The 25,302-nt window shown below is 67.6% G+C and carries 21 protein-coding genes; 11 read left to right on the forward strand and 10 right to left on the reverse strand.

Annotated features, from left to right (window positions below; genetic code table 11):
* Positions 1-18 precede the first annotated feature (18 nt).
* The 4 genes from C7R54_RS16445 to C7R54_RS16460 form a co-directional block, all read right to left on the reverse strand.
* Positions 19-1,458, reverse strand: a complete 1,440-nt coding sequence (locus tag C7R54_RS16445) for an FAD/NAD(P)-binding protein (protein WP_129151505.1) — start codon at positions 1,456-1,458, stop codon at positions 19-21.
* A gap of 260 nt (positions 1,459-1,718) precedes the next feature.
* Positions 1,719-3,122, reverse strand: coding sequence for a GntT/GntP/DsdX family permease (locus C7R54_RS16450; RefSeq protein ID WP_129151506.1), 1,404 nt, complete (start codon positions 3,120-3,122; stop codon positions 1,719-1,721).
* Positions 3,119-3,667 carry a gluconokinase gene (locus tag C7R54_RS16455; protein ID WP_129151507.1) on the reverse strand — a complete coding sequence of 183 codons (549 nt, stop codon included), beginning with the start codon at positions 3,665-3,667 and terminating at the stop codon, positions 3,119-3,121. Before C7R54_RS16455 ends, C7R54_RS16450 begins: the two co-directional genes overlap by 4 nt.
* Positions 3,668-3,805: 138 nt before the next feature.
* Positions 3,806-4,513, reverse strand: coding sequence for a GntR family transcriptional regulator (locus tag C7R54_RS16460; RefSeq protein ID WP_192903674.1), 708 nt, complete (start codon positions 4,511-4,513; stop codon positions 3,806-3,808).
* A 158-nt stretch (positions 4,514-4,671) separates the two neighbouring features.
* On the opposite strand from C7R54_RS16460, the gene C7R54_RS16465 reads away from it, so the two are divergent.
* The 3 genes from C7R54_RS16465 to C7R54_RS16475 all read left to right on the forward strand — a co-directional run bounded on the left by C7R54_RS16465 (position 4,672) and on the right by C7R54_RS16475 (position 8,559).
* Positions 4,672-6,102, forward strand: coding sequence for an aldehyde dehydrogenase (locus C7R54_RS16465; RefSeq protein WP_129151509.1), 1,431 nt, complete (start codon positions 4,672-4,674; stop codon positions 6,100-6,102).
* Positions 6,103-6,329: 227 nt separating this feature from the next.
* On the forward strand, positions 6,330-7,640 hold the full coding sequence (locus tag C7R54_RS16470; RefSeq protein WP_129151510.1) for an MFS transporter: 1,311 nt from the start codon (positions 6,330-6,332) through the stop codon (positions 7,638-7,640).
* A 19-nt stretch (positions 7,641-7,659) separates the two neighbouring features.
* Complete coding sequence (locus C7R54_RS16475) at positions 7,660-8,559, forward strand: NAD(P)-dependent oxidoreductase (protein WP_129151511.1); 900 nt, start codon at positions 7,660-7,662, stop codon at positions 8,557-8,559.
* Between the two features lie 198 nt (positions 8,560-8,757).
* Here the strand turns inward: C7R54_RS16475 and C7R54_RS16480 are convergent, their stop codons facing one another.
* On the reverse strand, positions 8,758-12,156 hold the full coding sequence (locus tag C7R54_RS16480; protein ID WP_338026187.1) for an ATP-binding protein: 3,399 nt from the start codon (positions 12,154-12,156) through the stop codon (positions 8,758-8,760).
* Positions 12,157-12,438: 282 nt separating this feature from the next.
* Between C7R54_RS16480 and C7R54_RS16485 the strand changes: the two genes are divergently transcribed.
* The gene (locus C7R54_RS16485; protein ID WP_240039556.1) at positions 12,439-13,683 is read left to right on the forward strand and encodes an MFS transporter; all 1,245 of its coding nucleotides are present in this window, start codon (positions 12,439-12,441) and stop codon (positions 13,681-13,683) included.
* 32 nt (positions 13,684-13,715) lie between these two features.
* Here the strand turns inward: C7R54_RS16485 and C7R54_RS16490 are convergent, their stop codons facing one another.
* Positions 13,716-14,045, reverse strand: coding sequence for a YnfA family protein (locus C7R54_RS16490; protein WP_129151595.1), 330 nt, complete (start codon positions 14,043-14,045; stop codon positions 13,716-13,718).
* A gap of 190 nt (positions 14,046-14,235) precedes the next feature.
* Between C7R54_RS16490 and C7R54_RS16495 the strand changes: the two genes are divergently transcribed.
* Entirely contained in the window at positions 14,236-14,859 is a 624-nt protein-coding gene (locus C7R54_RS16495) for a cysteine hydrolase family protein (protein ID WP_129151512.1), read from the forward strand.
* Between the two features lie 137 nt (positions 14,860-14,996).
* Here C7R54_RS16495 and C7R54_RS16500 read toward each other — a convergent pair whose 3' ends face one another.
* Positions 14,997-16,379 carry a sensor histidine kinase gene (locus tag C7R54_RS16500; RefSeq protein ID WP_129151513.1) on the reverse strand — a complete coding sequence of 461 codons (1,383 nt, stop codon included), beginning with the start codon at positions 16,377-16,379 and terminating at the stop codon, positions 14,997-14,999.
* On the reverse strand, positions 16,369-17,052 hold the full coding sequence (locus tag C7R54_RS16505; protein ID WP_129151514.1) for a response regulator transcription factor: 684 nt from the start codon (positions 17,050-17,052) through the stop codon (positions 16,369-16,371). Before C7R54_RS16505 ends, C7R54_RS16500 begins: the two co-directional genes overlap by 11 nt.
* Positions 17,053-17,252: 200 nt before the next feature.
* Between C7R54_RS16505 and C7R54_RS16510 the strand changes: the two genes are divergently transcribed.
* The 4 genes from C7R54_RS16510 (at position 17,253) to C7R54_RS16525 (ending at position 21,231) form a co-directional block, all read left to right on the forward strand.
* Complete coding sequence (locus tag C7R54_RS16510; RefSeq protein ID WP_129151515.1) at positions 17,253-18,149, forward strand: LysR substrate-binding domain-containing protein; 897 nt, start codon at positions 17,253-17,255, stop codon at positions 18,147-18,149.
* Positions 18,150-18,341: 192 nt separating this feature from the next.
* Positions 18,342-19,361: a Bug family tripartite tricarboxylate transporter substrate binding protein gene (locus tag C7R54_RS16515; RefSeq protein ID WP_129151516.1), complete on the forward strand. Its 1,020-nt coding sequence runs from the start codon at positions 18,342-18,344 to the stop codon at positions 19,359-19,361.
* A gap of 164 nt (positions 19,362-19,525) precedes the next feature.
* Positions 19,526-20,890 (forward strand): acyclic terpene utilization AtuA family protein, encoded by a 1,365-nt coding sequence (locus C7R54_RS16520; RefSeq protein WP_158021227.1) that lies wholly within the window; start codon positions 19,526-19,528, stop codon positions 20,888-20,890.
* 2 nt (positions 20,891-20,892) lie between these two features.
* Positions 20,893-21,231: a DUF4387 domain-containing protein gene (locus tag C7R54_RS16525; RefSeq protein WP_240039557.1), complete on the forward strand. Its 339-nt coding sequence runs from the start codon at positions 20,893-20,895 to the stop codon at positions 21,229-21,231.
* Here C7R54_RS16525 and C7R54_RS16530 read toward each other — a convergent pair.
* Positions 21,216-21,749, reverse strand: a complete 534-nt coding sequence (locus C7R54_RS16530) for an RrF2 family transcriptional regulator (RefSeq protein ID WP_129151518.1) — start codon at positions 21,747-21,749, stop codon at positions 21,216-21,218. The two genes, C7R54_RS16525 and C7R54_RS16530, sit on opposite strands and share 16 nt — an antisense overlap.
* A gap of 286 nt (positions 21,750-22,035) precedes the next feature.
* Between C7R54_RS16530 and C7R54_RS16535 the strand changes: the two genes are divergently transcribed.
* On the forward strand, positions 22,036-23,250 hold the full coding sequence (locus tag C7R54_RS16535; RefSeq protein ID WP_129151519.1) for a globin domain-containing protein: 1,215 nt from the start codon (positions 22,036-22,038) through the stop codon (positions 23,248-23,250).
* A gap of 135 nt (positions 23,251-23,385) precedes the next feature.
* On the opposite strand, the gene C7R54_RS16540 is transcribed toward C7R54_RS16535, so the two are convergent.
* Positions 23,386-24,261 (reverse strand): LysR family transcriptional regulator, encoded by an 876-nt coding sequence (locus C7R54_RS16540; protein WP_129151520.1) that lies wholly within the window; start codon positions 24,259-24,261, stop codon positions 23,386-23,388.
* Between the two features lie 147 nt (positions 24,262-24,408).
* Between C7R54_RS16540 and C7R54_RS16545 the strand changes: the two genes are divergently transcribed.
* Complete coding sequence (locus C7R54_RS16545; RefSeq protein WP_129151597.1) at positions 24,409-25,278, forward strand: HpcH/HpaI aldolase/citrate lyase family protein; 870 nt, start codon at positions 24,409-24,411, stop codon at positions 25,276-25,278.
* Positions 25,279-25,302 lie beyond the last annotated feature (24 nt).

The following is a 25,302-nucleotide window of genomic DNA, read 5'->3' on the forward strand; positions in this document are numbered from 1 at the left end:
GCCCTATCTTCTTGCCGGTCAAGCCGCCGTTGCCAGCGCCGTCTGCAGTGAGTGGGCCAGGGCTTGCGCGGTGGCGGTGGCGCCGGCCACTTGTTCGCCGATGGCGTTGGACTCCCAATTCACGCCGCGCATGGGGTGGCCGACGGCATAGAGTCCCGTGGTGTCCAGGGTCCTGGAGCGTACGGCCCCGGTTTGCGAGACCGCGTCGATGCCGAAGCCGGTGCTGTGCGGCACGACATAGGCGCGTGCCACCAGCTGGCGCAGCAGCGGATCGTCGATGCGGGTCCAGTCGAAATCGAAACCGCGTGAGTTGAACACGCGGTCCGCCTCCAATGTGCGGGTTTTCGCCTCGCCGCGCGCTTGCCAGGTGACCGCGATGCGGCCGCTGCCGGCGCGTGCGATGCGGCGGACCCGTCCTGTGAGCTTGCTGTAGCGGCTGGCCTGCTGCAAACCCTCCAGCCATGTCGCCGACGCCGGCGCGGCCTTGTGCAGGCTGATTTCCCAATAGGCCCGCAAGTGGCGGATAAAGCGCTTGCGCTCGGCGTTGCTGGCCTGGTTCCACAAGGCCGGCACATGGGGTCGCACCGCGCCGGTGAGGCGTTGCCAGTTTTCGCCGGCGTCGCGGATGGCGGCGTGCGTGGCGAGCACCTGGCGCACCAGCTGTCGCAAGGTGGCGGGCAGGGCCTGCGCATCGAGGAAGGGCGGCCAGGGCGTGACGTCCAGGCGGCGCGCGACCAGCAGGCCGCGGCGCGAGATGCCGTGGAAATGGCCCCGGAAACCCTGGGCGTCCGCGCTGAGCATGGCATCGAGCGCGGACAGGCCGTTGCCGATGACGACGGCGTCGCGCGCATCCGACAGATCGGCGGAGGGGCTGGTCCAGATGTCGTCGACCACGCGTCCTTCGGCGATGAGGTCCGGGTCGACCTCGACATCGCCGCGGCCCAGCGTGGCGGTGAACAAGCCGGTCGCCAGCACGACACGATCGGCCTGCAGGCTGCGGCCGGACACCAGGCGCACGGTCCAGCGTCCGTCACCGGCGCGTTCCAGGTCGATGGCGCGATCGACGACGTGGCGGAATTCGATCGGGTGCGGGGCCTGGGCCAGCGCCGTCTCCAGTTCGGCCTGCACGTAATCGCCATAGAGGTATCGCGGCGGGAAGGCATCGCTCCAGGCCACGCCGGTCGGCGGCGTCCAGCCGTCGCGCGCCGCCTGTTCCCGCAACCAGTTGGCGAGGTGCTCGGGCTGGTCGGCATACAGCGTGAAGTTCTTCGCTGGGCCATTGACCAGGTGGACGGGCAGCCGCGTGCCGTAGGCGATGCCGCGACCGATTTCGTTGCGGCTTTCTACGATGCTGATGCGCAGCGGGGACGGCGTGGCGCGTGCCAGCTTGATGCCGGTGACGGTGCCCGCGAATCCGCCGCCGACGATGACGACGTGCCGCGCTTGGTTCATGGACATGAGGCCTCTCGTGGGTGTGCTTGCGATGACGCCTACGTGGCGCTGGCGTCGAGGCAGTCGATGGTAAGGCAGCCCGGCGCGTGGCCTCTATACGCATTTCTTTTTTTCTAATGCGCGATGCGCATGTAGCGGCGTGCGACCTTCGGCGACGGGTCGTCGTGCGCGCGGTCTGGTCGCGGATCATGGAAAGCAAGGGCACGGGCACGGAAAAAAAAGGGAACCCACCGGGTTCCCTTTTTTTGGATCAACTGCCTGCCAGGCTAAATGAACTGCCACAGCGCGTAGGTCAGGATCAGCCCCATCACCGCCAGTATCGTTTCCATGAACGACCAGGTCTTGATGGTCTGCCCTATGCTGAGGCCGAAATATTCCTTCACCAGCCAGAACCCGGCGTCGTTGACATGCGAGAAGAACACCGAGCCGGCGCCGATGGCCAGCACCACCAGCGACAGGTGGGTCTGCGGCATGCCGACGGCGAGCTTTTCGATGATGCCGGCGGCCGTCACCGTGGCCACGGTCGCGGAGCCGGTGGCCAGGCGGATCAGCACCGCCACGATCCATGCCAGGACCAGGACCGACATGCCGGTGGACAGGGCGATCTTGGCAATGGCTTGGCCGGCGCCGCCGTCCACCAGCGATTGCTTGAAACCGCCGCCGGCGCCGACGATCAGCATCACGCCCACCACGGGCATCAGGCTGTTGCCGATCTTCTTCGCCAGCACGGGGACCGAGAAGCCGACGGCGGTGCCGAAGGTGACCATGGCCAGCAGCACGGCGAACAGCAGCGCGAACACGGGGTCGCCGATGAAGTCGAACAGGTGCCGCAAGGACGACGCCTTGTCCAGCCAGATATCCGACGCCGCCTTGGCCAGCATCAGGATGATGGGAGAGAGCAGGGTGATCAGCGTCGCGCCGAAGGACGGCTGCCGGCTGGGCTTGGGATCGTCGCCGTTGGCAGCGGTCTCGGCCCCTGCCTCGGCCTTGCCCGACGCCGTGACGGCGTAGGCGGCGCCGGCCGCGCCCACCGGCACCATGCGGGCGGCGAGCGCGCCGAACAGCGGACCGCCCACGATGACGGTCGGTATCGCGATGAGCAGGCCCAGCCCCAGCGTCAGGCCGACATCGGCGTGCAGGATGGCGATGGCCGCCAGGGGGCCGGGGTGCGGCGGAATGAAGCCGTGCAGCACCGACAAGCCGGCCAGGGCCGGGATGCCCAGGCGCATGGCCGGGCCCTTGGACCGGTGCACGGCCAGCATGACCACGGGGATGAGCAGCACCAGGCCGATCTCGAAGAACATCGGGATGCCGATGATGCTGGCCACCAGCGCCATTTTCCAGGGTAGCGTGGCGGGGCGGCCGCGCAGCATCCGGTCGACCAGGATATCGGCCCCGCCGGAGTCGGCCAGTAATTTGCCCAGCATGGCCCCCAAGGCGATCAGCACGCCGACGTAACCCAGCACCCCGCCGACGCCGTTTTCATAGGAGGTGGTGACCTTCTCCAGCGGAATGCCGGAGCCCACGCCCACGAACAGGGCGCCGATGGTCAGCGCCAGGAAGGCGTGCAGCTTCAACCAGACGATAAGCAGGACGAGCAGGGCAATACCGGCCGCGGCGACAACCAATACCTGGATGTCGTGCGGATTGAGCTCCGTGGACGGGTTCATGGGGTCTCCTTTTTTCCCGTGTTGGCTTGCAATCCGAGCTTCTTGAGGATGTCGTTGGCGATGGCGGATGGCGACCCGCCGATTTCCACGCGGACGGCGGGCTCGTCGGGCGCGGGTTCCTCCAGGGTGGCGAACTGGCTGTCAAGCAGGCTGGCCGGCATGAAATGGCCGTGGCGGGTGGCCAGGCGCTCGGCGATCAGGTCGCGCGAGCCGTGCAGGTAGACGAAGGTGACTCCATGGCCGCGCCGATTGATGAGTTCCCGATAGGAACGCTTCAGGGCGGAGCAGGTGATCAGGCCATCGGAGCCGCTGTCCAGGCATTGCTCGATCCACGTGGCCACCGATTCCAGCCAGGGCTTGCGGTCGTCGTCATTGAGCGGATGGCCGGACCGCATTTTTTCCACATTGGCCGGCGGATGCAGGGCGTCGCCCTCCTCGAAAGGCCAATCCAGCCGGCCTGACAATATCGCCGCGACGGTCGTCTTGCCGCAGCCGGCGACGCCCATCAGCACCAGCACCTCGGGCCGTGCGCGCGGATGTTCCATGCTTACCCTCCCATGTTCCGTATCTTGTGCGCCCCTGACAGGGCCATGCGGATCCGGCAGGCTGCCCAGCCCGGCCGTCATGCGCCCGTCGTATCAGCTTGCCGTCAGCCGTGGGGGCGGCCTGACAAGAGTGTATCCCTATCCCCTGCGCGGTGCGGAGGCGTCGAGGAATTTACCGACGTAGATGTCGCGGGCGCGTTCCATGTGGCGCTGGGAAAGCTGGTCCAGGCGGGCGCGGTCGCCCGTGCGCAGGGCGTCCACCATGTCGGCGTGTTCGCGGCAGGCCTGCTCCAGCGCGCCGGCATCGGCGACGCCATAGGCGCGAGCGGGGAAGCTCAGCCAGTCGTGCAGGCGGATGGATTCCGCCAGGTAGGGGTTGTCGCAGAGCCCGTACAACTCGCGATGAAAGGCCATGTTGCTGCGGTGGATGGCGATGAGGTTCCCGGACGCCGCCGCGTCGGCATGGGTCCGCATGGCCCGCGTCAAGGCCGCCAGGCGCTCGCCTTCCAGCGGCATGGGCATCATGGCGACGGCCGCATGGTGCAGCACGCTGCGCATCCGGTAGAGATCGGCCAGTTCGCGCAGGTCGAAGCGGCGCAATTGCGCGCCCACATGGGGCGGCTTGACCACCACGCCCAGGCGTTGCAGTTCCACCAGCGCCGCCCGCACGACGTGGCGCTTGGCCTCGTAGTCCTCCATCAGGTGGTCTTCGATGAGGCGCGTACGAGGCAGGATGCGGCCACGGATGATGTCGGTCTCGATGGCCTCGATCACCGTGCGTACCTGGTCGGGCAGATCTGTCTCGAACGGGGCGCGATGCGTGGCCGCGGCGGATTTCTGGGACATAGGGGACTGGTGGTAGTTGCGCGGAGTGTAGCATCGCGCCCTCCTTGTCAATGCCGGCGTTATTGATAATTTCATTGGAAAAAATGGCGACAACGTGCTCGTTGCCAAGGCCGGAAGCGACCCGCAGACTGGCGGCACTTCAAGACTGGGTGTCGCACATGTCGCAATCTTCCGAATACCTCATCAGCACCAATCCGGCCAACGGCGAAGAAGTCGGCCGCGTCCGCATCACTTCCGTCGCCGAACTGGACGGCTGCGTCGAACGGGCCTGGCACGCCTTCCATCATTCCGGCTGGAAATCGCTGCTGCCGCACCGCCGCGCGCTGGTGCTCAACGCCATCGCCGACGGCCTGGCCGCCGAGAAGGAAAAGCTGGCGCACCTGCAGATGCGCGACAACGGCAAGCCCCTGGGCGAATGCCGCGGCATGGTCGAATCGGCCATCGGCACTTTCCGCTACTACGCGGCGGTTTGCGAAACCATCGAGACCGATGTGACGCCCAGCCGGGGCGACTATCTGTCCTTTACCGTGCTGGAACCCTACGGCGTGGTGGCGGCCATCACGCCCTGGAATTCGCCCATCATGAATGACGCCACCAAGGTGGCGCCGGCGCTGGCCGCCGGCAATGCCGTGCTGCTCAAGCCCTCCGAGGACTCGCCCCTGCTGGGGCCGGAACTGGCGCGCATCGCGCTGGCCGCCGGCCTGCCCGCGGACATGCTGCAAGTGGTGCAGGGGCGCGGCGCGGAAATAGGCGCCGCCCTGGTGGCGCATCCCGGCGTGCGCATGATCTCCTTCACCGGCGGCACCGTGTCCGGCAGCGCCATCGGCCGCGTGGCCGGGGAGCGCCTGGTGCCGGCGGCGCTGGAGCTGGGGGGCAAGTCGCCGCACGTCGTCTTTGCGGACGCCGACATGGACCATGCCGTGGCCGCCGTGGTCGCGGGTATCTTCGGTTCGGCGGGGCAATCCTGCGTGGCCGGCTCGCGCCTGTTCGTGCAGGCCGAACGCTATGACGAAGTGGTCGAGCGCGTGGTGGCGCGGGCCAAGGGCCTGCGCGTCGCGCTGCCCGATGCCGAGGGCGTGGAGATGGGGCCGCTGGCGTCCTTCCACCATCGCGAACGGGTGATCCGCTTCGTCGAGCGCGCGCGGCAGGAAGGCGGCCGCATCCTCTGCGGCGGCGGCATTCCGCAAGGGCCGGATTTCGACAAGGGCGCGTTCTTCGAGCCGACCGTGATAGACGGGCTGGGGCCGCGCGCGGCGTCCTGCCAGGAAGAGGCCTTCGGCCCCGTACTGGTGGCGCTGCCCTTCAAGGACGAGGCCGACCTCATCGCCCAGGCCAACGGCACGGCCTTTGGCTTGGCCTGCGGTATCTGGACCGAGAGCTTCAAGCGCGCCTGGCGCATCGGCCGCGCGCTGGAGGCGGGCTCGGTCTGGATCAATACCTACAAGCAGTCGGTGACCAGCACGCCGTTCGGCGGCTTCAAGAACAGCGGCATCGGCCGCGAGAAGGGCATAGATGGCCTGCGGCTGTATGCCCAGGTCAAGAGCATGTACTTCGGCCTGCACGAGCAGCCGCTGGCCGTGGCGAAGTAGGCCCGGGCCGCCACGCGGGCGCGATGCCCCGCGGGTGCCCGCTGGTGCCGGCCGGCGCCGGCTGGTGCCCTCCGGACCGACCGCGGCACGGCGACGCAGGGGTCGCTACCCGCCGTTCCCGCGCTCGGGCGGCACATGGACCGGGCCATGGTCCCATGCGCGAGACCGTGGCCGTGTGTCGGCCACGCACAAAACACAACGATCCTCAAAGGAGATAGTCAGGAATCATGAGCGCCACCCCTCACACCGTCACCGGCCTTGCCGAGGACAGCACCGCGCTGAAATCGGCGGTGCGTAAATTCTACGTGCGCATGATGCCTCTGGTCGTCATCATGTTGCTGGTCAACCAGGTCGACCGCACCAACCTGGGTTTCATCCAGGACGCGTTGAAGGCCGACCTGGGCCTGGGCGCGGCGGCCTTCGGCCTGGGCGCCGGGCTGTTCTTCGTCGGCTACGCCTTGTTCGAGGTGCCCAGCAACGTCCTGCTGCAGCGCTACGGCGCGCGCTTGTGGCTGACCCGCATCATGGTCACATGGGGCCTGGTGACGCTGCTGATGGCGTTCACGCAAGGCGAGTACACGTTCTACTTCCTGCGCTTCATGCTGGGCCTGATGGAGGCCGGCTTCTTCCCAGGCGTTATCTTCTACCTGACCACCTGGCTGCCCGACGCCCATCGCGGCCGCGCGGTGGCGATTTTCCTCAGCGCCTCGGCCCTGGCCTATATCGTCACCGGTCCCATCAGCGGCGCGCTGTTGACCATGCATGGCATGGCCGGCATCGCGGGCTGGCGCTGGATGTTCCTGATCGAGGGCGGCGGCTCGATGCTGATGGGCCTGGTCAGCATCCGCTACCTGGTGTCGTCCATCGGCGAGGCCAAGTGGCTGACCGCCGAGGAAAAGCGGGAGCTGCAAGGCGCGGTGGACCGCGACATCGCCAGCCGTAAGACGGTGCAGGGCCAGAAACCGCAATGGCGCCTGCTGTTGCAGCGACCGGTGCTCACGCTGTGCGCGATCTACTTCATCTCCGTGATGACGGGCTATACGGTGACATTCTGGCTGCCGGGTATCCTGCGCCAGATAAAGGACATCAATGACTTCCAGGTAGGGCTGTTGTCCTCGATCCCGTGGATAGGCGCGGTGATCGCCATGTACGTCCTGGCCAGGTTCACCGACGACAAGGGCCACCGAAAGTTGCTGGTCGGCTGCGCCTTGCTGCTGCAGGCCGTGGGCATGGCGCTGGCCACCACGGGCAGCCCCTGGTTCGCGCTGTTCGCGTTGACGCTGGCGGCGATTGGCTACAAGTCCTGCAACTCGGTCTTCTGGTCCATGACCGCGATGTCGCTGGAGCCCAAAATCCTGGCCTCGGGCATCGCGTTGATCAATTCGCTCGGCAACCTGGGCGGTTTCGTGGCGCCGACCGCGGTTGGCGCCATCAAGCAGCATACCGGTTCGTTGCAGGCCGGGCTGCTGGGGCTGACCGCCTGCTCGCTGGTCGGCATCGTCCTGGTCATGTCGCTGCGCCTGCGCAAGGGCATTTGATTTTTTCAAGAGGTAAAGCATGAAGGACAAGCAAAGCGTCGCCGTCTACGGCCTGGGCAATATGGGCTACCTCGTCGCCCAGCGCATCGCCACGCGCTTCCCGGTGAAGGTGGCCGACCTGAACGACGCGCAGGTCGCGCGGGCGCAGGCCGAGTTCGGCGCCGTCGCGCTGCGGCAGCCGCAAGACGCGGCCGACGCCGATATCGTCGTGCTGTCGCTGCCCAGCCCGGCGATTTCACAGGCCATCCTGCGCGACCTGGCGCCGGTGCTGCGCAAGGGCAGCATCGTGGTGGAAACCAGTACGGTCAATCCGGACGATATGCACGCCAGCGCGCGGCTGCTGGCACCCTACGGCATCGGCATCATCGACGCGTCCGTCATGGCTGGCGTGGCGCAGATGGCGGCCGGCAAGGCCATGCTGCTGATGGGCGGCGACCCGGCGCACATCGCCGCGTGCCAGGAAGTGCTGGACGCCATCGCGCCCAGGCAGATCTATTTCGGCGGCACGGGCACCGGAGCCGCCGCCAAGGTGATCAACAACGCCGTGGCCCATGCCGTGATGGTGGTGGTGGCCGAGGCGGGCGCCATGGCCACGGCCACCGGCGTCAGTTGCGACAAGCTGATCGGCCTGTTGTCGGACCCGCAGATGGGCTTGCACCGCCCGCTCACGCATCGCTACGCCGAGCGCATTGTCAACGGCGACTACAGCGGCGGCATGCCGCTGGACGCCGCGCGCAAGGACTCCGTGCTGGCGCTGCAACTGGCGCAGGCGGCCGGCGTCCCCCTGTTCGCCATCCAGGGCTCGCACAGTGTCTACGAGATGGCCGCAGCCGCTGGCCATGGCCGCGACGACTATGCCGCCATCGCCAAGCTGTGGGCCGGCTGGGGCAAGCCCGCGGTGCCGGCAAACCCTGCCTGAGCTGCCGAAACGTCGCCGCCGGCGGCAAGCACAAGACCGCGGCCACCTCAGGGTGGCCACGGTTTTTTTCATGGCGGCGGGCCACCCGCGTGATAGACGGCGTGGGATATGTCCTGGAGCAGCCACTGCACGGTGATTTCACGCCCTGCAACCGGGGGGGGAGGGTGACGGCTCGGGGAGGGGACGGCAGGTCCCTGTTCAGGCGGCCTGCTTCTTGTCCCGCAAGCTGGTGAGCAACTGCTCCAGGGCGTCGATGTCGACCGGCTTGACCAGGTGGTGGTCGATGCCGGCGTTCTTGGAGTTGCGCCGGTCTTCCGTCTGCCCCCAGCCGCTCAGGGCGATCAGCGTGATGCCGTCGTTGCGGGCATCTTCGCGCACGCGGCGGGCCAGCTCATGGCCATCCATGACGGGCATGCCGATATCGAGCAGGATGACGTGAGGCCGAAAAGTCTTCAGCATGGACAGCGCCGTCGGCCCGTCGCGGCAGACGTGCACTTCCGCGCCGATGACCTCCAACAGCGCGCCCAGGCTGTCGCCGGCGTCGTGATTGTCGTCAACCACCAGGATGCGGCCGAGCGCCGCGGTCGTGGCGGACAGGTCATCGCTACGCGTGTCCTGGGCGACGGGAAGTATCTGGCTCATGGGGAGTCTCACTATGAATTCACTGCCGCGGCCCGGGCCATCGCTGCGTGCCTCGACCTGGCCGCCGTGCATGATCACCAGGCTGCGCACCAGTGTCAGGCCGATACCCAGTCCGCCCTGGGCGCGGTCGTAGGTACGCTCGACCTGGGTAAACAGGTCGAAGACCTTGGGCAGCATGGCGGGCGGGATGCCCATGCCCGTGTCGCGCACCGAAACGAGGGCGGTGTTGCCGTCGTGGCGCGCGCACAGGTGGATCTCGCCGCCGGGTTCGGTGTACTTGGCGGCGTTGTTCAACAGGTTGGCGAAGACCTGGGCGAGCCGCACCGGGTCGGCTTCCAGGGGCAGGGGGGACGGGGGCAGCGCGATGTGCAGGCGATGGCCGCCCGCGTCTATCATCGGGCGGCTGGTCTCGACGGCATTGCGCAGGACCTCGGCAAGGTCCAGTGCTTCCCTGCGCAGCACCACCTTGCCGCCCGTGATGCGGGACACCTCCAGCAGGTCGTCGACCAGGCGGACGAGATGCTTGACCTGCCTGTCCATCATGCCGTGAATGCGAGTGGCCGCCGGGCCGCCGTCGCCCGCCCGCTGCAGCATGCCCAGCCCGTTGCGGATCGGGGCCAGCGGGTTGCGCAGCTCGTGGGCCAGCGTGGCCAGGAACTCGTCCTTGCGACGGTCGGTTTCCCGCAGCGCCGCGGTGGCTTGCGCGCGCATGCGCGCCAGCTTCAGGTGGGCGTCGACATAGGCGCGCAGTTCGCGAGCCGAGAACGGCTTGATCAGATAGTCGTCGGCCCCATGGTGCATGCCGTCCACCCGCGCTTCCTCGCCGGCCCGGGCCGACAGCAGGATGATGGGAATGTCCTGGGTGTGGCTGTCCGCGCGCAGGGCCCGCAGGAGGCCGAAGCCGTCCAGGCGCGGCATCATGACGTCGGAAAGGACCAGGTCCGGCCGCCGGCGGCGCGCGCAGGCCAGCGCGGCTTCGCCGTCGCCGACGGCTTCGACGTCATAGTGTGGCGACAAGAGGCGCGCGACGTAGTCCCGCATGTCGGCATTGTCGTCGGCCAGCAGCACGCGGGCGCGCGTCGAGGGCGGGTTGGCCGCAAGGGCTTGCGGAGGTGCGAGGTCGGGTTCTCTCGGGGGCTGCCGAGCAGGCTGCCGAGCGGGCTCCCGAGCGGGCTCCCATACGGACTGCCAGAGCAGCGATTCCTCGACATAGTGCCTGGCGGTCAAGGCCGTCGACGCAAGCGCTTGCGTCGCGCCGATGCGGTCGGCCGGCAGATGGTCCTTGCCCTTGGGAAAACTGACGGTGAACCGGCTTCCCTTTCCTTCCGTGCTTTGCGCGACGGCGCGTCCGCCATGCAGCCGCGCGAGCTCCCGCACCAGGGCCAGCCCGATGCCGGAGCCTTCCTGCGTGCGCCCGCCCGCGCCTTCGATCCGGTGGAAGCGTTCGAAGATACGCGGCAGTTGGTCCGCCGCAATGCCGATGCCGGTGTCCTCCACCGACAGCTCCACCTCGCCATCCGTCTCCCGCAACCGGACCGTGATCTCTCCCCGCAGCGTGAATTTCAAGGCGTTGGACAGCAGGTTCAGCACCATCTTTTCATACATGTCGCGGTCGACGTAGACCGGCCCGCCTATCGGTGGGCACGCCACGTTCAGGCGCAGGCCGGCTTTTTCGATCGCGGACCGGAAAACGCTGGCCAGGTCGCGGGTGGCCGCGGCCAGGTCCACGGGCTCGTAGCTGGCCTGCATGCGCCCCGCCTCGATGCGGGCGAAATCCAGCAGGCCGTTGACCATCTTCTGCAGGCGCAAGGCATTGCGGTGCATCATTTCGGTCCGCTCGGCGGGCCAGGGCGCGCCGGGCTGCGCCAAGGCGTCCTCCAGCGGACCCAGGAGCAGCGTGAGCGGCGTGCGGAATTCGTGGCTGACGTTCGAGAAAAAGGTTGTCTTGGCCTGGTCCAGTTCCGCCAGCGCCTGCGCCCGCCGGCTTTCCTGTTCGTAGGCGACCGCATTGGAGATCGCCGTGCTGGTATGTTTCGCCACCAGGTCGAGGAAGGTCCGGTAGTCCTCGTTCAAGGGGCGGCGCGGGCTCGCGCCCAGCACCATCGTGCCGGACACCGTGCCATCGCCGGACCATTGCAAGGGAACGACCCGGGCGTGGGTCGCCGCTTCCGGCCAGGCGCCGCCCGATAGCGCCAGGCCGCGCTCGCCCAAGTCGACGTTCAGCGGCCGGCCCGTGCGCGCCACGTCGTCCAGGGGCCATGCGGAGGCTTGCCGGGCGGATACGTCGTCCACGCCTGTCGCCGCCAGCAGCTCATCGGCCCCTCCGTCGCCGGTGCGCCGGTAGATGAGGGCAAAGGGCAGGTCGAGGCGGTTCCGGGCCAGCACGTCCGCGACGTTGCCGCAAGCGGCCTGCACATTGCGCGTTTCCAGCGGCAGGGCGCCAAGTTCGCGCAAGGTCTCCAGGCGCCGCGCGCTGACGACCTGGCCGGTGGTCTCCGTGCAGGGGCAGAAACTGCCTTCCACCGTCTTGCCGTCCGCCGCCAGGATGGGGCCATAGGTGAATGTGACGAAGACTTCCTCGCGGGTCAGGTCCCGGTCGAAGAAGAACTGGCCGCTTTCCGTCCACGTAGCCATGCCCGTGCGATAGACCCCTTCCAGCATGGGGCCTATGGTGGGCCATATCTCGCGCCAGCAATCGGCGCCGGCCGACCCCAGGGCATGCGGGTGCTTGCCCGCGCCCAGGAAGGGAATGTAGGCGTCGTTATAGAGCACCCGGAAGTCGGGGCCGAACCACAGGATGACGGGAAAGCGGGAGCTGATGCAGAGACTGAGCGCCGATCGCAGGCTTTGCGACCATTTTTCGGGACCGCCCAAAGGGGTGGCGTCCCAATCGAAGTCCCGGATGCGGCGGGACATTTCCCCGTAGTCGGGAATGAAATCAAACCGGTCTATCAAGACGGTATCCCCTCTGGCTGCGATGGCGCGCACTCTCCGACGATGGCACGCCTCGGGAACGGTTTCCAATAGAACCCTCTTGTCGAGCATGCCGCGATTTTGCAATGGCGCCTCTGCGTACGTTCAGGGGAGGACTGGCCGAGGGCAAGTTTCATGCCTGGAATTTTCGCGGCTTCTTTTCATTCGCTTGTCTCATATCCGTTCCTGCCCGTCCTGCTTCCGTTTCCTCGCCTGCGTTTCCAGGCTACGTATAATCCCCGCCACGCCTCCCACTGCCGCAGCATGTCCGCCACCGCCACCTCGAAGAAGTCGCATCTTTCCCAAGCCTGGGCCATGCTGTTCGCCCTGGCTTCCGGATTCGCCCTCAGCAACGCCTACCGCACGGTGGCCGCCATCACGGCGCCGCCCCTGGCGCAGGACATGGGCCTGTCCCCGCAGCAGCTGGGAACCTTCGCGGGCAGCTTCCATTTCATGTTCGGCGCCATGCAGTTGTTCATGGGCATAGGCATAGACCTGTGGGGCGTGCGCCGCACGATACTGGCGGCGGCGCCCCTGACCATCATCGGCGCGTTGTTGTCGGCAATGGCGCCCGGGTATGGCGCGCTGGTGGCGGGGCAGGCGTTGATCGGCGTGGGCTGCGCGCCGGCCTTCCTGGCCGCGACGGTCTTCATCGCCCGCTACTTTCCCGTGCAGAAATTCGCCGCGGTGTCCGGCATCGCCATGGCCATCGGCGTCATGGGCATGCTGTTCACCGGGACGCCGCTGGCCTGGCTGATCGAGAAAAGCGGCTGGCGCATGGGCTTCTGGGTGCTGGCGGGCATGTCGCTGCTGGCCTGGCTGTGGGTATGGCGCAGCGTGCATGAGGAGCGCCTGGCGAGCAATCCGGGCACCGCCGGCGGACCGCGCGAATCGGTGCGCGAGGCGCTGATGCGCTTCGGGTCGCTGCTGCGGATGCCGCACACCTGGGGCATCGTCACATTGAGCTTCTTCTGCTACGCCGCCTTCATCACCCTGCGCGGCTTGTGGCTGGGGCCGATGTTGATCAGCCGCCACGGATTTTCCCTGGTGCAGAGCGGCAACGTGGCCCTGGCCTTGTCGTTGACCGCCATGGCGGGCCCCATGGTGTTCGGCCGTTTCGATCCCGGGCCCGTGCGCCGGCGGCGCTGGCTGGTGCGGTGCGCATTCGTCTTCGCCGCGCTGTTCGCCGCCGTCGCCTTCGAATTCGGCGCATGGGGCGATGTCCTGGCCGCGCTGGCGATCGGTTTCTTTTCGGGTTTCGCCATCCTGCAGTACGCGGACGTGCGTTCGTCTTATCCGGCGGCCATCACCGGCCGCGCGATGGCGCTCTTCACCATGGCCATGTTCCTGGGCGTGGCCGCCATGCAGTGGTTCACGGGGTGGGTCGCCACGCACGCCCAGGCGTGGGGGCTGGAGCCGTTCGGACCGGTGATGGGCAGCATCGCCGCGCTGCTGGTGCTGGCTGGCATCGCCTATCGCCTGTTGCCGGCGCCGCCCCGGCAGGGCTGATCCAGGCCGGGGCGATCCAGGCCGGGGTCCATTCAGGTGGACGGCTGGAAGGCAATCACCGCCATGCCCGCCAGGGCAATGGCCGCGCCGCCGATGTCCCAGCGGGTAAGCGCCACGCCGTCGACGACGCGCAGCCAGACCAGGGCGATGGCGATATACATGCCGCCGTAGGCGGCATAGGTCCGCCCCGCGGCGCTGGGATGCAAGGTCAGCAGCCACGCGAACAAGGCCAGCGACAGGGCGGCGGGAAACAGCAGCAGCGGGCTGCGGCCTTGCTTGAGCACGAGCCAGGGCAGGTAGCAGCCGACAATTTCGGCCAGCGCGGTCACGGCGTAGAGCGCGGAGGTGAGCAGGATATTCACGGGGATGTCGCGGGCAGGCGTGGCGTCGAGGGCAGGATCCACTTGCCGCGATCATAACCAGCGCCGGCGGCGGCGGGGTCTTCCCGACCCGCGAAATAGGGAAGTCCCATCGCATGAGGTTGGGCCCTATCCCCGTCCGCGTCCCGGCGCGCAAGCCTTACACTGCTTGCCTCACCTTACGGAGTTTTCCATGCCTGCTCCTCGCCGCGCGCTTATCGTCATCGACGTTCAGAACGAGTATTTCACCGGCAACCTGCCTATCGAGTATCCGGATCCGGGCGTTTCCCTGGCCAACATCAACCGCGCCGTCGATGCCGCCGAGGCGCATGGCATTCCGGTGGTGATCGTGCAACACCTGGCGCCTGCCCAGTCGCCGATCTTCGCGCGCGGTTCGGCCGGCGCCGAACTGCATCCGTCCATCGCGGGCCGGCCGCGCGCGCTGTTGGTGGAGAAGGCCATGGCCAGCGCCTTCGCCGGTACGGAATTGGGCGCATGGATCGAAAAGGAAGGCATCGATACGCTGACCATCGTCGGCTACATGACGCACAACTGCGACGACTCCACCATCAAGCACGCCCGGCATGCCGGCCTGGCGCTGGAATTCCTGAACGACGCCAGCGGTTCGCTGCCTTACGAAAACCGCGCGGGCGCCGCCACGGCGGAGGAAATCCATCGTGTCTTCACGGTGGTGCTGCAGTCGTCCTTCGCCGCGGTGCTCAGCACCGACGAATGGCTGGCGATCCTGGAAAACGGCGAACCGCCCGTGCGCGAGAACATCTACGTGTCCAACCAGAAGGCGCGGCAGGGCCGCTGAGCCCCGCAAGCCGCCGGCCACGCGCGGGAGGCATTCCCGCGCTGCCGCCGGGGACGGCAAGGCCGGCGTGGACGCCGGCCCCCCATGTCGTCCGCTCAGTCTCGTGCGTTCAGTCTCGTGCGCTCAGTCTCGTGCGTTCAGTCGGCGTCCGACTGCCGGCGCAGGTCCACATGGAAGCGGCTGCCCTGGCCGGGCATGGAGTGCAGCGTCACGCGCCAGTGCTGGTGATGGCAGATGCGCTGGACCAGGGACAGGCCCAGGCCCAGGTTCTCCGCGCCGCCCTTATGGCCTTGGAAGAAAGGCGCGAACGCGCTTTCCTGCTTGTCGGCCGGAATGCCCGCGCCGTCGTCGCGGACCTCCATGCTGTCGCGGCCGGCACGCACCGTCACGCGGCGCGCGCCGGTGGCGTGCTGCAAGGCGTTGCGGATCAGATTGGATAACACGATACGCAGCAAGGGCGCGGGATAGGCGGGCAGGGCGCTCGCCTGGCGGGGTGCGAGAGCGACGGCGCCGGCAGCATCAAGGGCTTCGGCGTCCTTGACGCCTTCGATACCTTCGATACCACCGACACCTTCGACACCATCGATGTCTTCGCAGTAGAGCGCCACGTCCAGCCGCCGCGCCCGCGCGTGCCATTGCGCGACCTGCTCCCGGGCCACCGTAAGCACCGTGGCCCGCGGAAAACCGCTGGCGTCGGCGCGGCCGCGCGCCAGCATCAGATAGGCGTCCAGGTGCTGGCGCATATCGTGGGCGGCGGCCTGGATGCGGCGCAATTGCGCGATCTGGCCGGTTTCCAGGTTGACGCCTTCCAGCAGCACCTCGCTGGAACTGGACACCACCATCAGCGGCGTGCGCAACTCATGGCTGACATCGGCGGTGAAAAGCTGTTCCCGCTCCAGCGCCTGTTCGAGCTGGTTGTAGGTATCGTCGAAAGCGGCCGCCAGCTGGCCCACCTCGTCGCGCGGATAATCCGGCGCCAGGCGCGTGCGCGGCGGCAGGCCTGCCCGGCCGCTCATTTGCGTGGCCAGGCGGGCCAGCGGCCGCAGCACGCGGCGCGTGGCCAGCGTGCCGAGCAGGAAGGCCAGCAGCAGGCTGGCGGCCACGGCGCCCACCGTCAGCCAGTGCGAACGGCGCAGGCCCTGTTCATAGTCGGTGTAGTCGCGCAGCAGCATATAGCGCACGCCGTCCTGGTCGCTGGCCATGACGTGCCAGACGCGACCGCCCCGTTCGATCTTGTGGAAACCCGGCGGAAGGTGCCGCAGCCATTCGGGAAACGCGATACCACCCGGCTCGCCGTGGAAGAAGCGGTCTTGCCGCCCGACATCCTCCCCCGCCAGGTATTCCGTGCGCACGCGCTCCACGGCCATGCCCATGTCGATGCGCTGCAAGTGGGTTTCCAGCGTGCCGACGGTCCACAATGAGAGCAGGGCGATGGCGCCGGTCGCCACCAGGGTCAGCAACAGGTACGTGAGAAAGAGATGCCGCGCCAGGGCGCGCGCCGGACGACGCTCACCGGGCATCCGTGCTCCGCATCTGGTAGCCGATCCCGTGGACGGTATGCAGCAGCGGCTCGGGGTAGGGCTTGTCGATGACCTGGCGGATCTGGTGGATGTGCGTGCGCAGGCTGTCGCTGTCCGGCGGCGAATCGCGCCACAGCGCTTCCTCCAGCCGCGCCCGGTGCACGACCGCCGGGCTCGCGCGCATCAGCAGGGTCAGAAGTTGCAGCGGCGCGGGCGGCAGCCGCAGGGCCTCGCCGGCGCGGCTCAGGCGCCGGGTGTCCAGGTCCAGTTCCAGGTCGCCGACGCGCAGGACGCGGTGTTGCATGCCGCCGCGCGCACGATGCAGCAGGGCCTTGATGCGCGCCGACAGTTCGGCCAGCGCGAAGGGCTTGACCAGGTAGTCGTCGGCCCCCGCGTCGAAGCCATGCAGGCGATCATCCAGGGTGTCGCGGGCGGTGACCATGATGATGGGCGTGTCCAGCTCCGCCTCCTTGCGCAACTTGCGGCACAGGTCGTAGCCGTCCAGGCGCGGCAGCATCAGGTCCAGCACGATCAGGTCGAAGTTGTCCTGCTCGGCCAGGCGGTACCCGCGCATCCCGTCGCTCGCGCAGTCGACGATATATCCACGGGACTCCAGGTGATGGGCCATGTTGCCGAGGATGTCGGGGTCGTCTTCGATGATCAGGATGCGCATGGGTACTGGTGCGGAACAAGAGGGGAACAAGAATCACTTGCATGACGGTGCGAGGATTTTACTTGCGCCCCGGGAATCCGAGTAGTGACAGTCCGCCGCCACCCGTGGTGAACTCATCCGGCGCCGGGGGGGCCGGCGCGTCGGACCGGCGGGACGGACGGCCGGGGCAAGCGGCGCCGGCACGGCGTCGCGGGGTCACGATGAATCTGCGTCAGATCGAAGTCTTTCGCGCCGTCATGCTGGCCGGTTCGGTCAGCGGCGCCGCGCAACTCCTGCATGTCTCGCAGCCGGCCGTCAGCCGGCTGATTTCCTACACCGAATCGCGCCTGGGCTTCGCCCTGTTCCAGCGCCTGCGTGGCCGCCTGCATCCGACGCCCGAGGCGCACAAGCTGTTCAGCGAGGTCGAGGTGCTGTACCAGGGCGTGCAGCGCATCAACGGCCTGGCCGGCGACATGGCCAACCAGGCCGATGGCGTGCTGCGGGTGGCTTGCAGCCCCAGCCTGGCGTATGCCTTGATGCCCATGGCCATCGCGGCGTTTTCGCGTCGTTTCCCCGACGTGCGCGTCACCCTGGACGGCATGCTGGCGGATGCCCTCATCGACTCCGTGCTGACCCAGCGCGCCGACGTGCTGGTGGCGATGGTCCCTGTCCAGCATCCTCGCATCCAGGTCCACAAGCTTTTCCGCAACCGGGTGGTGGCGGTACTGCCGCCCGATCACAAACTGGCCGAGCGCAAGCGCCTGCGCGTCGCGGACCTGAAGAACGAGCGCATCATCGGCTACGGGGCCGAAACGCCGCTGGCCCATGCCATCGGCCGCCTTTACGACGGCGCGCGCATCGCGCCGCGCTGGGTGGCGGAGGTCATGCAGACCCACGTGGCCTGCGCCATGGTGCAGCAGGGCCTGGGCATCGCGCTGGTCGACGAACTGGCGCAGATGGGTGGCGCGTGGCCCGGCCTGCATGTGCGCGAGCTGACGCCCACCATAGACCTGCAGGTGCGCCTGGGCTACGCGCGCCACGAGCCCCTGTCGGCCGTGGTGCAGGCCTTCGTCGACGAAGTGCAAGCGCTGCGGCATCCCCTGCTGGTAGCGGCCTGAGCGTAAACCCGCAGGCGCGGGGTGCCTGCCCGCGAGCCCAGTGTCCACGGGGCTCTTAACGTCATGTTATGGATTTTTTCCATAACGGAATACGACTTTCCGCGAGCCTCTCCCTAGAATTTTTTGCAACCGCCGGCTCAAGGCGGACGGGCCGCCCGCGAAGGCGTCCGCAATCAGACAAGGGGTCAGGTCATGAAACTCGCATCCACGCATATCCGGCCGCGGCCGGGGGCCATCGCGGCCATCGTCGGTATCGTTGCCATCGCGGGAGCGCTGTTGAGCGCGCCGATGCCGTCCCGGGCGGCGGCAACGTTTCCGGACCGGCCGATCACGCTGATCACCCCTTATCCGCCCGGCGGCTCGCTAGACGCCGTCGGACGGCCGCTGGCGCAGATGTTCGAGAAAGCCACCGGCCAGAGCATGATCATCGAGAACGTCGGCGGCGCCGGCGGCCTGATCGGCGCCAACAAGGTGGCCAAGGCGGCCGCCGACGGCAATACCCTGCTGCTCGCCAGCAATGGCCAGGTAACCATCGCACCCCTGGTCTACAAGGACATGTCCTACGATCCGCAGACCGACCTGGTGCCCATCGTGCACCTGGTGGACCAGACGGCGGTGCTCTATGCCGGCGCCAAGTCGCCGTACAAGACCTTCGCCGACGTGGCCGCGGCCGCCAGGAATGGCCAGGAGCCATTGCAGTTCGCGTCCACCGGCACGGGCAGCATTTCCCATCTGGCGCTTGAGCTGCTGGCGCAGAAAATGGGCGTTCGCTTCACGCACGTGCCGTATCGCGGCGCCGCGCCGGCCTTGCAGGACCTGGCCGGCGGGCAGGTGCCGCTGCTGTTCACCTTCGTGGGGTCGGCCAAGCCGCTCACGCAATCCGGGATGGTGCGCCCGCTGGCGGTGGCCGCCACGCAGCGGCTGGCAAGCCTGCCCGATGTGCCCACTTTCGCGGAGCTGGGCTACCCCGACGTGCAGGCCTCGGTATGGATAGGCTTGATGGCGCCCAAGGGCACGCCCGCCGATCGCATCGGCAAGCTGTCGACCATCGTCGCGGGCATCCTGGCGAACCCCGACTTCAAGAAGATCATGGCGGATAACAACATGGAGACCAAGGGGGGCTCGGTGGCGGCGTTCCAGGCCATGATGGCCGCCGATGCCCGGCGCTGGACCGACCTGGCCAGGACCGTCGACCTGGCATCCACCCGTTAGGACGCATCCATCGGGACGCATCTATCGGGACGCACGCATCAGGGCGCACGCATAAGGACGCACTCATCGGGACACACTGGGCAGGGCACATTCCCACATTCCCGTCGGCGACAAGGGCAATGCGTCGACCTGGCAAGATCAACTCACCTCAAGCAGGAAGGAAGATGAAACAAGTAACCGGCGTGGCGCCATCGGGTTCGATGGGCAGTGGCTACAACCTGGCGTCGTTCAAGCGCGCCATGCAGGCCAATCCCGACTTCATCGGGCAGGACGCGGGATCCACCGACATGGGGCCTTACTACCACGGCGCCGACAAGGCCTTCCTGCCGTTGTCGGCCTACCGGCGCGACCTGGCGGTGATGCTGGCCGCCGCGCGCGCGGCCAGGATTCCGCTGTTGATCGGCTCGGCCATCACCAACGGTTCGAACGCCACGCTGGAGCTGATGATACGCATGGTCCGCGAAGTGGCGGCGGAACAGAAGCTGTCGTTCAAGCTGGCGATCATCGGCGCTGAAATCGACAAGGGCTACCTGAAGGAAAAGATCGCTCGCTTCGGCCCGCTGGAGGCCCTGGGCCCGGATAGCGGCCTGACCGCGAGCATGGTCGACGCCGCGGGCCCCATCGTGGCGCAGATGGGCATGGAGCCCTTCATGCGCGCGCTGGACGCGGGCGCCGAAGTCATCATCGCCGGCCGCGCGTGCGACGACGCCGTCTTCGCCGCCATGCCGGTGCTGCGCGGCTTCGATCCCGGCCTGTCGCTGCATTGCGGCAAGATCCTGGAATGCGCAGGCCTGTCGGCGGTGCCCTACGACCTGGGCGAACCCATGATCGGCCGCGTGCGCGAGGACCATTTCGAGGTGGAGCCCGGCAATCCGGACAGCCGGTGCACCACGGTGTCGGTGGCGGGCCATTCGCTCTACGAGCGCAGCGATCCCTTTTTGCAGGCGGGCCCGGGCGGCATCAACGACTTGACGCATGCAACGTTCGAACAGGTCGACCCGCGCATCGTGCAGGTGCGCGGCAGCCGCTACATCCACGACAGCAACTACCGGGTCAAGCTGGAGGGCGCCGAACAACTGGGCTATCGCAGCATCGTGATGGTCGGCATCCGCGACGCCGTGATGATAGAGCAGCTGGATCACGTGCTGGAGCACGCGCGCGAACGCGCCGAGGAACGCTTCGGCCTGCGGGAGAATCGCATCAGCCTGCTGTTCCGCCAGTACGGCAAGAACGGCGTGATGGGCGCCTTGGAGCCGGACCTGGACCACGTGCCCAAGGAGATCGGCCTGGTCATCGACGCCGTGGCGCCGGACCAGGACACTGCCACGGCGGTCGCCATGTTCACGCGCGGCGTGCTGCAACACGCGGACTATCCGGGCATCCTGACAACGGCGGGCAACATGGCCTATCCCTTCTCCCCGTTCGGCGTGCCGGTGGGACCGGCCTATCGCTTTTCCGTCTATCACCTGATGCCGGTGGCCGACGCCACCGAGTGTTTCCCCATCCACTACGAGACCATCCGGAACTGACCATGGCTGAAACGACCTCCAGCAAGACCCAGCCGATGACGGCCTATGCCAAGGTCATCCGCAGCAAGAATTCGGGGCCGTTCGAACTCACCTTCGACATCATGTTCGATGCCGACGCCCCCTACCTGCATGTAAAGAAGAGCGGCGTGATCAACGTCGAGAGCGTGGCGCGGGCGTTTTCCATCGCGCCGGCGCAGGTGCTGGTCTGCACGCCGTTCGACGCGGCGCGCGCTTTCAAGATCACCATCAAGCGGCCCGTCAGCTCGGGCGACCTGCAGGACCGGGATGTATATGGCTGCCAGCAGCATGTGCCGCTGACCAGGATTCAGGTCCCGGCCTGACGCCGTGCGCCGCCCTTGCCGGGCGGCGTCAGCGCTTTCGCGGGCGCTGCCGCCTTGCGCAAGGTATCTCGCACATCGTTCAGCGCGAGGGCCTGCGCGAACGCGCGGTTCAACGTGGCCGGCTTGTCGACCAGGTCGTGCAGCGTGACGCCGTCCAGCACGGCGAACCAGGCTTGCAGCGCGCGTTGCAGCAGGCCCTTGAGCACGCACGCGCGGGTGATGACGCAGCGGTTGTCGTCGTGGAAGCACTCGACCATGGCGAAGTCGCTTTCCGTGGTCCTGACCACGTCGCCGATCAGGATTTCTCCGGCCGGCCGCCCCAGCCGCAGGCCGCCGGCGCGGCCGCGCGTCGTTCGCAGGAAACCCGCCTGCCCCAGTTTCTGCACGATCTTGATCAGGTGGTTGCGCGGAATGCCGTAGGCATCGGCGATATGCTGGATGGTGACGGATTCGTCGGGATGCGATGCCACGTAGATCAGCGCGCGCAGGCTGTAGTCCGTGTAATCGGTAAGTCGCATGGCATGGGCGCGTAGAGTGGATGGCGTGACCGGGCGAAGTCCGCGCCGGTAATTTGAATAAAGGCAGGCTTGATGTGCGTCAAAAGTCTAGCACGTGGATACGGGATAATGGCCTTTAAGTTGCATTGAATATGCAACTTAAATAGAATGACGACGCTGTCCCGTATCGTCCCCTCTCGTCTCGTATCGTGGCCTCCTGGCCAGCTCGCCAGGGCGCCGGTGGCGGACCGTTCCGATCCGGTCCGTCTTTAAAGTTGTATTTAGAATATATCTTTAGGAGTTCACCATGTTGTCGCAGAAGTCCCGGCCCTATATCGACGCCAGTGTTCCCGTGCTGCGCGAACATGGCCTGACGATCACCAAGACGTTCTACAGCAATATGTTCGCCGACCGCCCGGACCTGACCAATCTGTTCAACATGGGTAACCAGGCCAGCGGCGCGCAGCAGCAATCGCTGGCCTCGGCGGTATTCGCCTACGCCGCCAATTACGATCGGGCGGACGTGCTGGCGCCCGTGCTTGACCGCATCGTGCACAAGCATGCGGCGGTGGGCATCAAGCCGTCGCATTACACCATCGTCGGCCGGCACCTGCTCGGCGCCATCAAGCAGGTGCTGGGCGACGCCGCCACGCCGGACCTGATCGCGGCCTGGGACGAAGCCTATTGGTTGCTGGCCGCCGAACTGATCGCGGCGGAAGGGCGGCTGTACGAACGCAGCAATGCCGGGCCGGACCATCGCCTGCCGCTGCGCGTCACCGAGCGCCGTGCGCAGGGCAGCGAAATCGTCTCCCTGACCCTGGCCCCGGTGGACGGCACGGCCTTGCCGGATTTCCTGCCGGGCCAGTACGTGTCGGTGGTGGTCGAGTTGCGTCCCGGCGTGTTCCAGCAGCGGCAGTACAGCCTGTCCGACGCGCCCAATGGCGCGAGCTGGCGCATTTCCGTCAAGCGCGAAGCCGAGGAGGGCGCGCCCGCCGGCGTGGTCTCGAACTGGCTGCACGACAACGCCAAGGTGGGCGATGTGCTGATGGTCAGCCGGCCTTACGGGGACTTTGCCCCCGCCCTGGACGGCAAGTCGCCCATCGTGCTGCTGTCGGCAGGCGTGGGCATCACGCCCATGATCTCTGTCCTGAACACGATGGCGCGGCGCAATCCCGAGCGTCCGGTGCTGTTCGCGCATGCGGCGCGCGACCGTGCCCGCCTGGCGCACGTGGACGACGTCGCCGATGCCGGCCAGCGGATGCCGGCGCTGACCGCGCATTATTTCCTGGAGTCGCTGCCCGCCGATGACGGGGTGCCCGTCGACGGCGCCACCACGCATGCCGGCCGCATGGCCTTGCCCGGCCTGCTGGGCAAGCAGGCGCCGGCCGATGCGGATTATTACCTGTGTGGTCCGCTGCCTTTCATGCAAACCCAGCGCGCGGCCTTGCTGGAGGCGGGCGTGCCCGCCGGCCGCGTGCACCGGGAAGTGTTCGGCCCGGACCTGCTGGACGACATCCTGTAGGGCGCCAGCCAGCCAGGCCGCCGGCCTCGTTGTGCCGTCTAGTGCGGGTTGGTGCGGGCGGTGCCGGTTGATGCCGGTTGATGCGTGTGATGCCGGTTGATGCCGGTGATGCCGGCTATTGCCGACGAGTGCCTGCTATTGCCCCGGGCCCGGCCCGGGGCGGGCGCAATCCAGCGCCGCCTGCACCAGGCGGTTGTCCTGGTCCGTGGCGCGGCAGGCATAGGCGATCTGGCGATAGGGCGGGTTGCGGCCCAGCTGGATCACCCGGACCGGATGCGCGGCGTACAGGTGCTCGCCGGGCTCTGGCAGGATGGACACGCCCAGTCCCTCGGAAACCAGCGCCGTCAGGGCCGCGAGCGAAGGCATGTCGATGCGGCTGCGCGCGTGGGGGGCATGCTCGGCCACATACCGGGCCGCGGTGCGGCCACCGATGGTGGACTTGTCGAAACGCACCCATTCGTACTGGCGGAAAAGCTCCGCGATATCGGTCTCCGTCGATTCGGGCGGCGCGATGAGCACCAGCTTTTCCCGGAACAGCGGGGTCCAGCTCAAGCGGCTGGAGCCGCCGCTTTCCGGCCGCACGATGATGGCGGCATCGAGTTCGCCGCTTTTCAATTGATCCACCAGGTCCACCCCGCGTCCGCGCACCGGCCGCACGTCCAGCTGCGGGTAGCGCTGGCGGGCCTGGCGCAGCAGGCGCGGCAGCAGGCTCACCTGTAGCGGCTCTATCGTGCCCAGCCGCACGCGGCCTTCCACGACCGGTGAGCTGCGTCGACGCAGGGCTTCCAGGCGGGTGAAGGCGTCCTGCAACACGCTGTCGATTTCCGCCGCGAAGGCATTCGGCCGTACTTGCAGCGCCGAGCGGTCGAACAAGGGCTGGCCGAAATATTCCTCCATCTGCTTCATCTGCAGGCTGATGGCGCTGGGGGACAGGTTCATGTCGGCGGCGGCCGCCGCGAAACTTCCCCCGCGCAGCACCGCGTTCAGGGTGCGGAAGGCAGACAGCTTCATTGGAATTTCTCACCTGGCGTATTAGGAAACATCGCTTTATATCACCAAAGGCGAGCCGGTAAGATGCTCGCTGGACCGGGTGGGGCCCATCCGGAAGCTCAGCAGGAGCGCCGGGGCGCCGCCAGGGAAGGAGACCCAGATATGTTGATGCGCAGCAAGTTGTTCGTGCCCGGCTCGCGGCCGGAACTGTTCCCCAAGGCCTTGGCCGGCGATGCGGACGGCCTGTCCTTCGACCTGGAGGATTCCGTGTCCGAGAGCCGCAAGGACGAGGCGCGCCAGGCGCTGGGCCAGTTGCTGTCGTCGGATGTGGCGATCGCCAGCGGCAAGGTGTTGATCGCGCGCGTCAACGCCCAGGACACCCCGCATTTCCACGCCGACGTGCAAGCCGTGGTTCGACCCGGCCTGGCCCTGCTCAACGTGCCCAAGGTCGACAGCGTGGAACAGGTGGTCGCCGCCGCCGACGCGGTGATCAAGGCCGAGCGCGCCAACGGCGTCGTCGAACCCGTGCGCCTCTTGCTCAATATCGAGTCCCCGCGCGGCCTGCGCCTGGCGGCCGACCTGGCGGGCGCCCATGAGCGCGTCGCCGGCCTGCAGTTGGGCCTGGGAGACCTGTTCGAGCCGCTGAACATCGTGCGCCGCGATGCCGAGGCCGTGCGCCTGGCCATGTTCCAGTTGCGACTGGCCGCCGGCGAGGCGGGCGTGTTCGCCTACGACACCGCGTTCGCCGACATCAAGGACCAGGACGGGTATCTGGCCGAGGCGGCCATGGCGCGCCGCCTGGGCTTCCTGGGCAAGAGCTGCATCCATCCTTCGCAGGTGGCCCTGGCCAACCAGGCCTTCCGTCCCAGCGACGAGGAAATCGCCCATGCCCGCCGCGTGGTGGAGGCCGCCGCCGATGCACGGGCGCGGGGCGTAGGCGCCTATGTCGTCGACGGCAAGATGATAGACGGTCCCTTCGTGCGTCGCGCCGAGGCCATCGTCGACCTGGCGCGTCGCCTGGGCCTGCTCGCGGGCTGAAGGCAGCCTGGCGCCGTCGCCCGT

The organism is Achromobacter aloeverae (assembly GCF_004121055.1).
Taxonomy (GTDB): domain Bacteria; phylum Pseudomonadota; class Gammaproteobacteria; order Burkholderiales; family Burkholderiaceae_B; genus Bordetella_C; species Bordetella_C aloeverae.

Bases quoted from the DNA above. Each gene is read 5' to 3' on its own strand.
- C7R54_RS16445 (WP_129151505.1), bottom strand. From the start codon at position 1,458: ATGTCCATGAACCAAGCGCGGCACGTCGTCATCGTCGGCGGCGGATTC.
- C7R54_RS16450 (WP_129151506.1), bottom strand. From the start codon at position 3,122: ATGAACCCGTCCACGGAGCTCAATCCGCACGACATCCAGGTATTGGTT.
- C7R54_RS16455 (WP_129151507.1), bottom strand. From the start codon at position 3,667: ATGGAACATCCGCGCGCACGGCCCGAGGTGCTGGTGCTGATGGGCGTC.
- C7R54_RS16460 (WP_192903674.1), bottom strand. From the start codon at position 4,513: ATGTCCCAGAAATCCGCCGCGGCCACGCATCGCGCCCCGTTCGAGACA.
- C7R54_RS16465 (WP_129151509.1), top strand. From the start codon at position 4,672: ATGTCGCAATCTTCCGAATACCTCATCAGCACCAATCCGGCCAACGGC.
- C7R54_RS16470 (WP_129151510.1), top strand. From the start codon at position 6,330: ATGAGCGCCACCCCTCACACCGTCACCGGCCTTGCCGAGGACAGCACC.
- C7R54_RS16475 (WP_129151511.1), top strand. From the start codon at position 7,660: ATGAAGGACAAGCAAAGCGTCGCCGTCTACGGCCTGGGCAATATGGGC.
- C7R54_RS16485 (WP_240039556.1), top strand. From the start codon at position 12,439: ATGTCCGCCACCGCCACCTCGAAGAAGTCGCATCTTTCCCAAGCCTGG.
- C7R54_RS16495 (WP_129151512.1), top strand. From the start codon at position 14,236: ATGCCTGCTCCTCGCCGCGCGCTTATCGTCATCGACGTTCAGAACGAG.
- C7R54_RS16500 (WP_129151513.1), bottom strand. From the start codon at position 16,379: ATGCCCGGTGAGCGTCGTCCGGCGCGCGCCCTGGCGCGGCATCTCTTT.
- C7R54_RS16505 (WP_129151514.1), bottom strand. From the start codon at position 17,052: ATGCGCATCCTGATCATCGAAGACGACCCCGACATCCTCGGCAACATG.
- C7R54_RS16510 (WP_129151515.1), top strand. From the start codon at position 17,253: ATGAATCTGCGTCAGATCGAAGTCTTTCGCGCCGTCATGCTGGCCGGT.
- C7R54_RS16515 (WP_129151516.1), top strand. From the start codon at position 18,342: ATGAAACTCGCATCCACGCATATCCGGCCGCGGCCGGGGGCCATCGCG.
- C7R54_RS16520 (WP_158021227.1), top strand. From the start codon at position 19,526: ATGAAACAAGTAACCGGCGTGGCGCCATCGGGTTCGATGGGCAGTGGC.
- C7R54_RS16525 (WP_240039557.1), top strand. From the start codon at position 20,893: ATGGCTGAAACGACCTCCAGCAAGACCCAGCCGATGACGGCCTATGCC.
- C7R54_RS16530 (WP_129151518.1), bottom strand. From the start codon at position 21,749: ATGCGACTTACCGATTACACGGACTACAGCCTGCGCGCGCTGATCTAC.
- C7R54_RS16535 (WP_129151519.1), top strand. From the start codon at position 22,036: ATGTTGTCGCAGAAGTCCCGGCCCTATATCGACGCCAGTGTTCCCGTG.
- C7R54_RS16540 (WP_129151520.1), bottom strand. From the start codon at position 24,261: ATGAAGCTGTCTGCCTTCCGCACCCTGAACGCGGTGCTGCGCGGGGGA.
- C7R54_RS16545 (WP_129151597.1), top strand. From the start codon at position 24,409: ATGCGCAGCAAGTTGTTCGTGCCCGGCTCGCGGCCGGAACTGTTCCCC.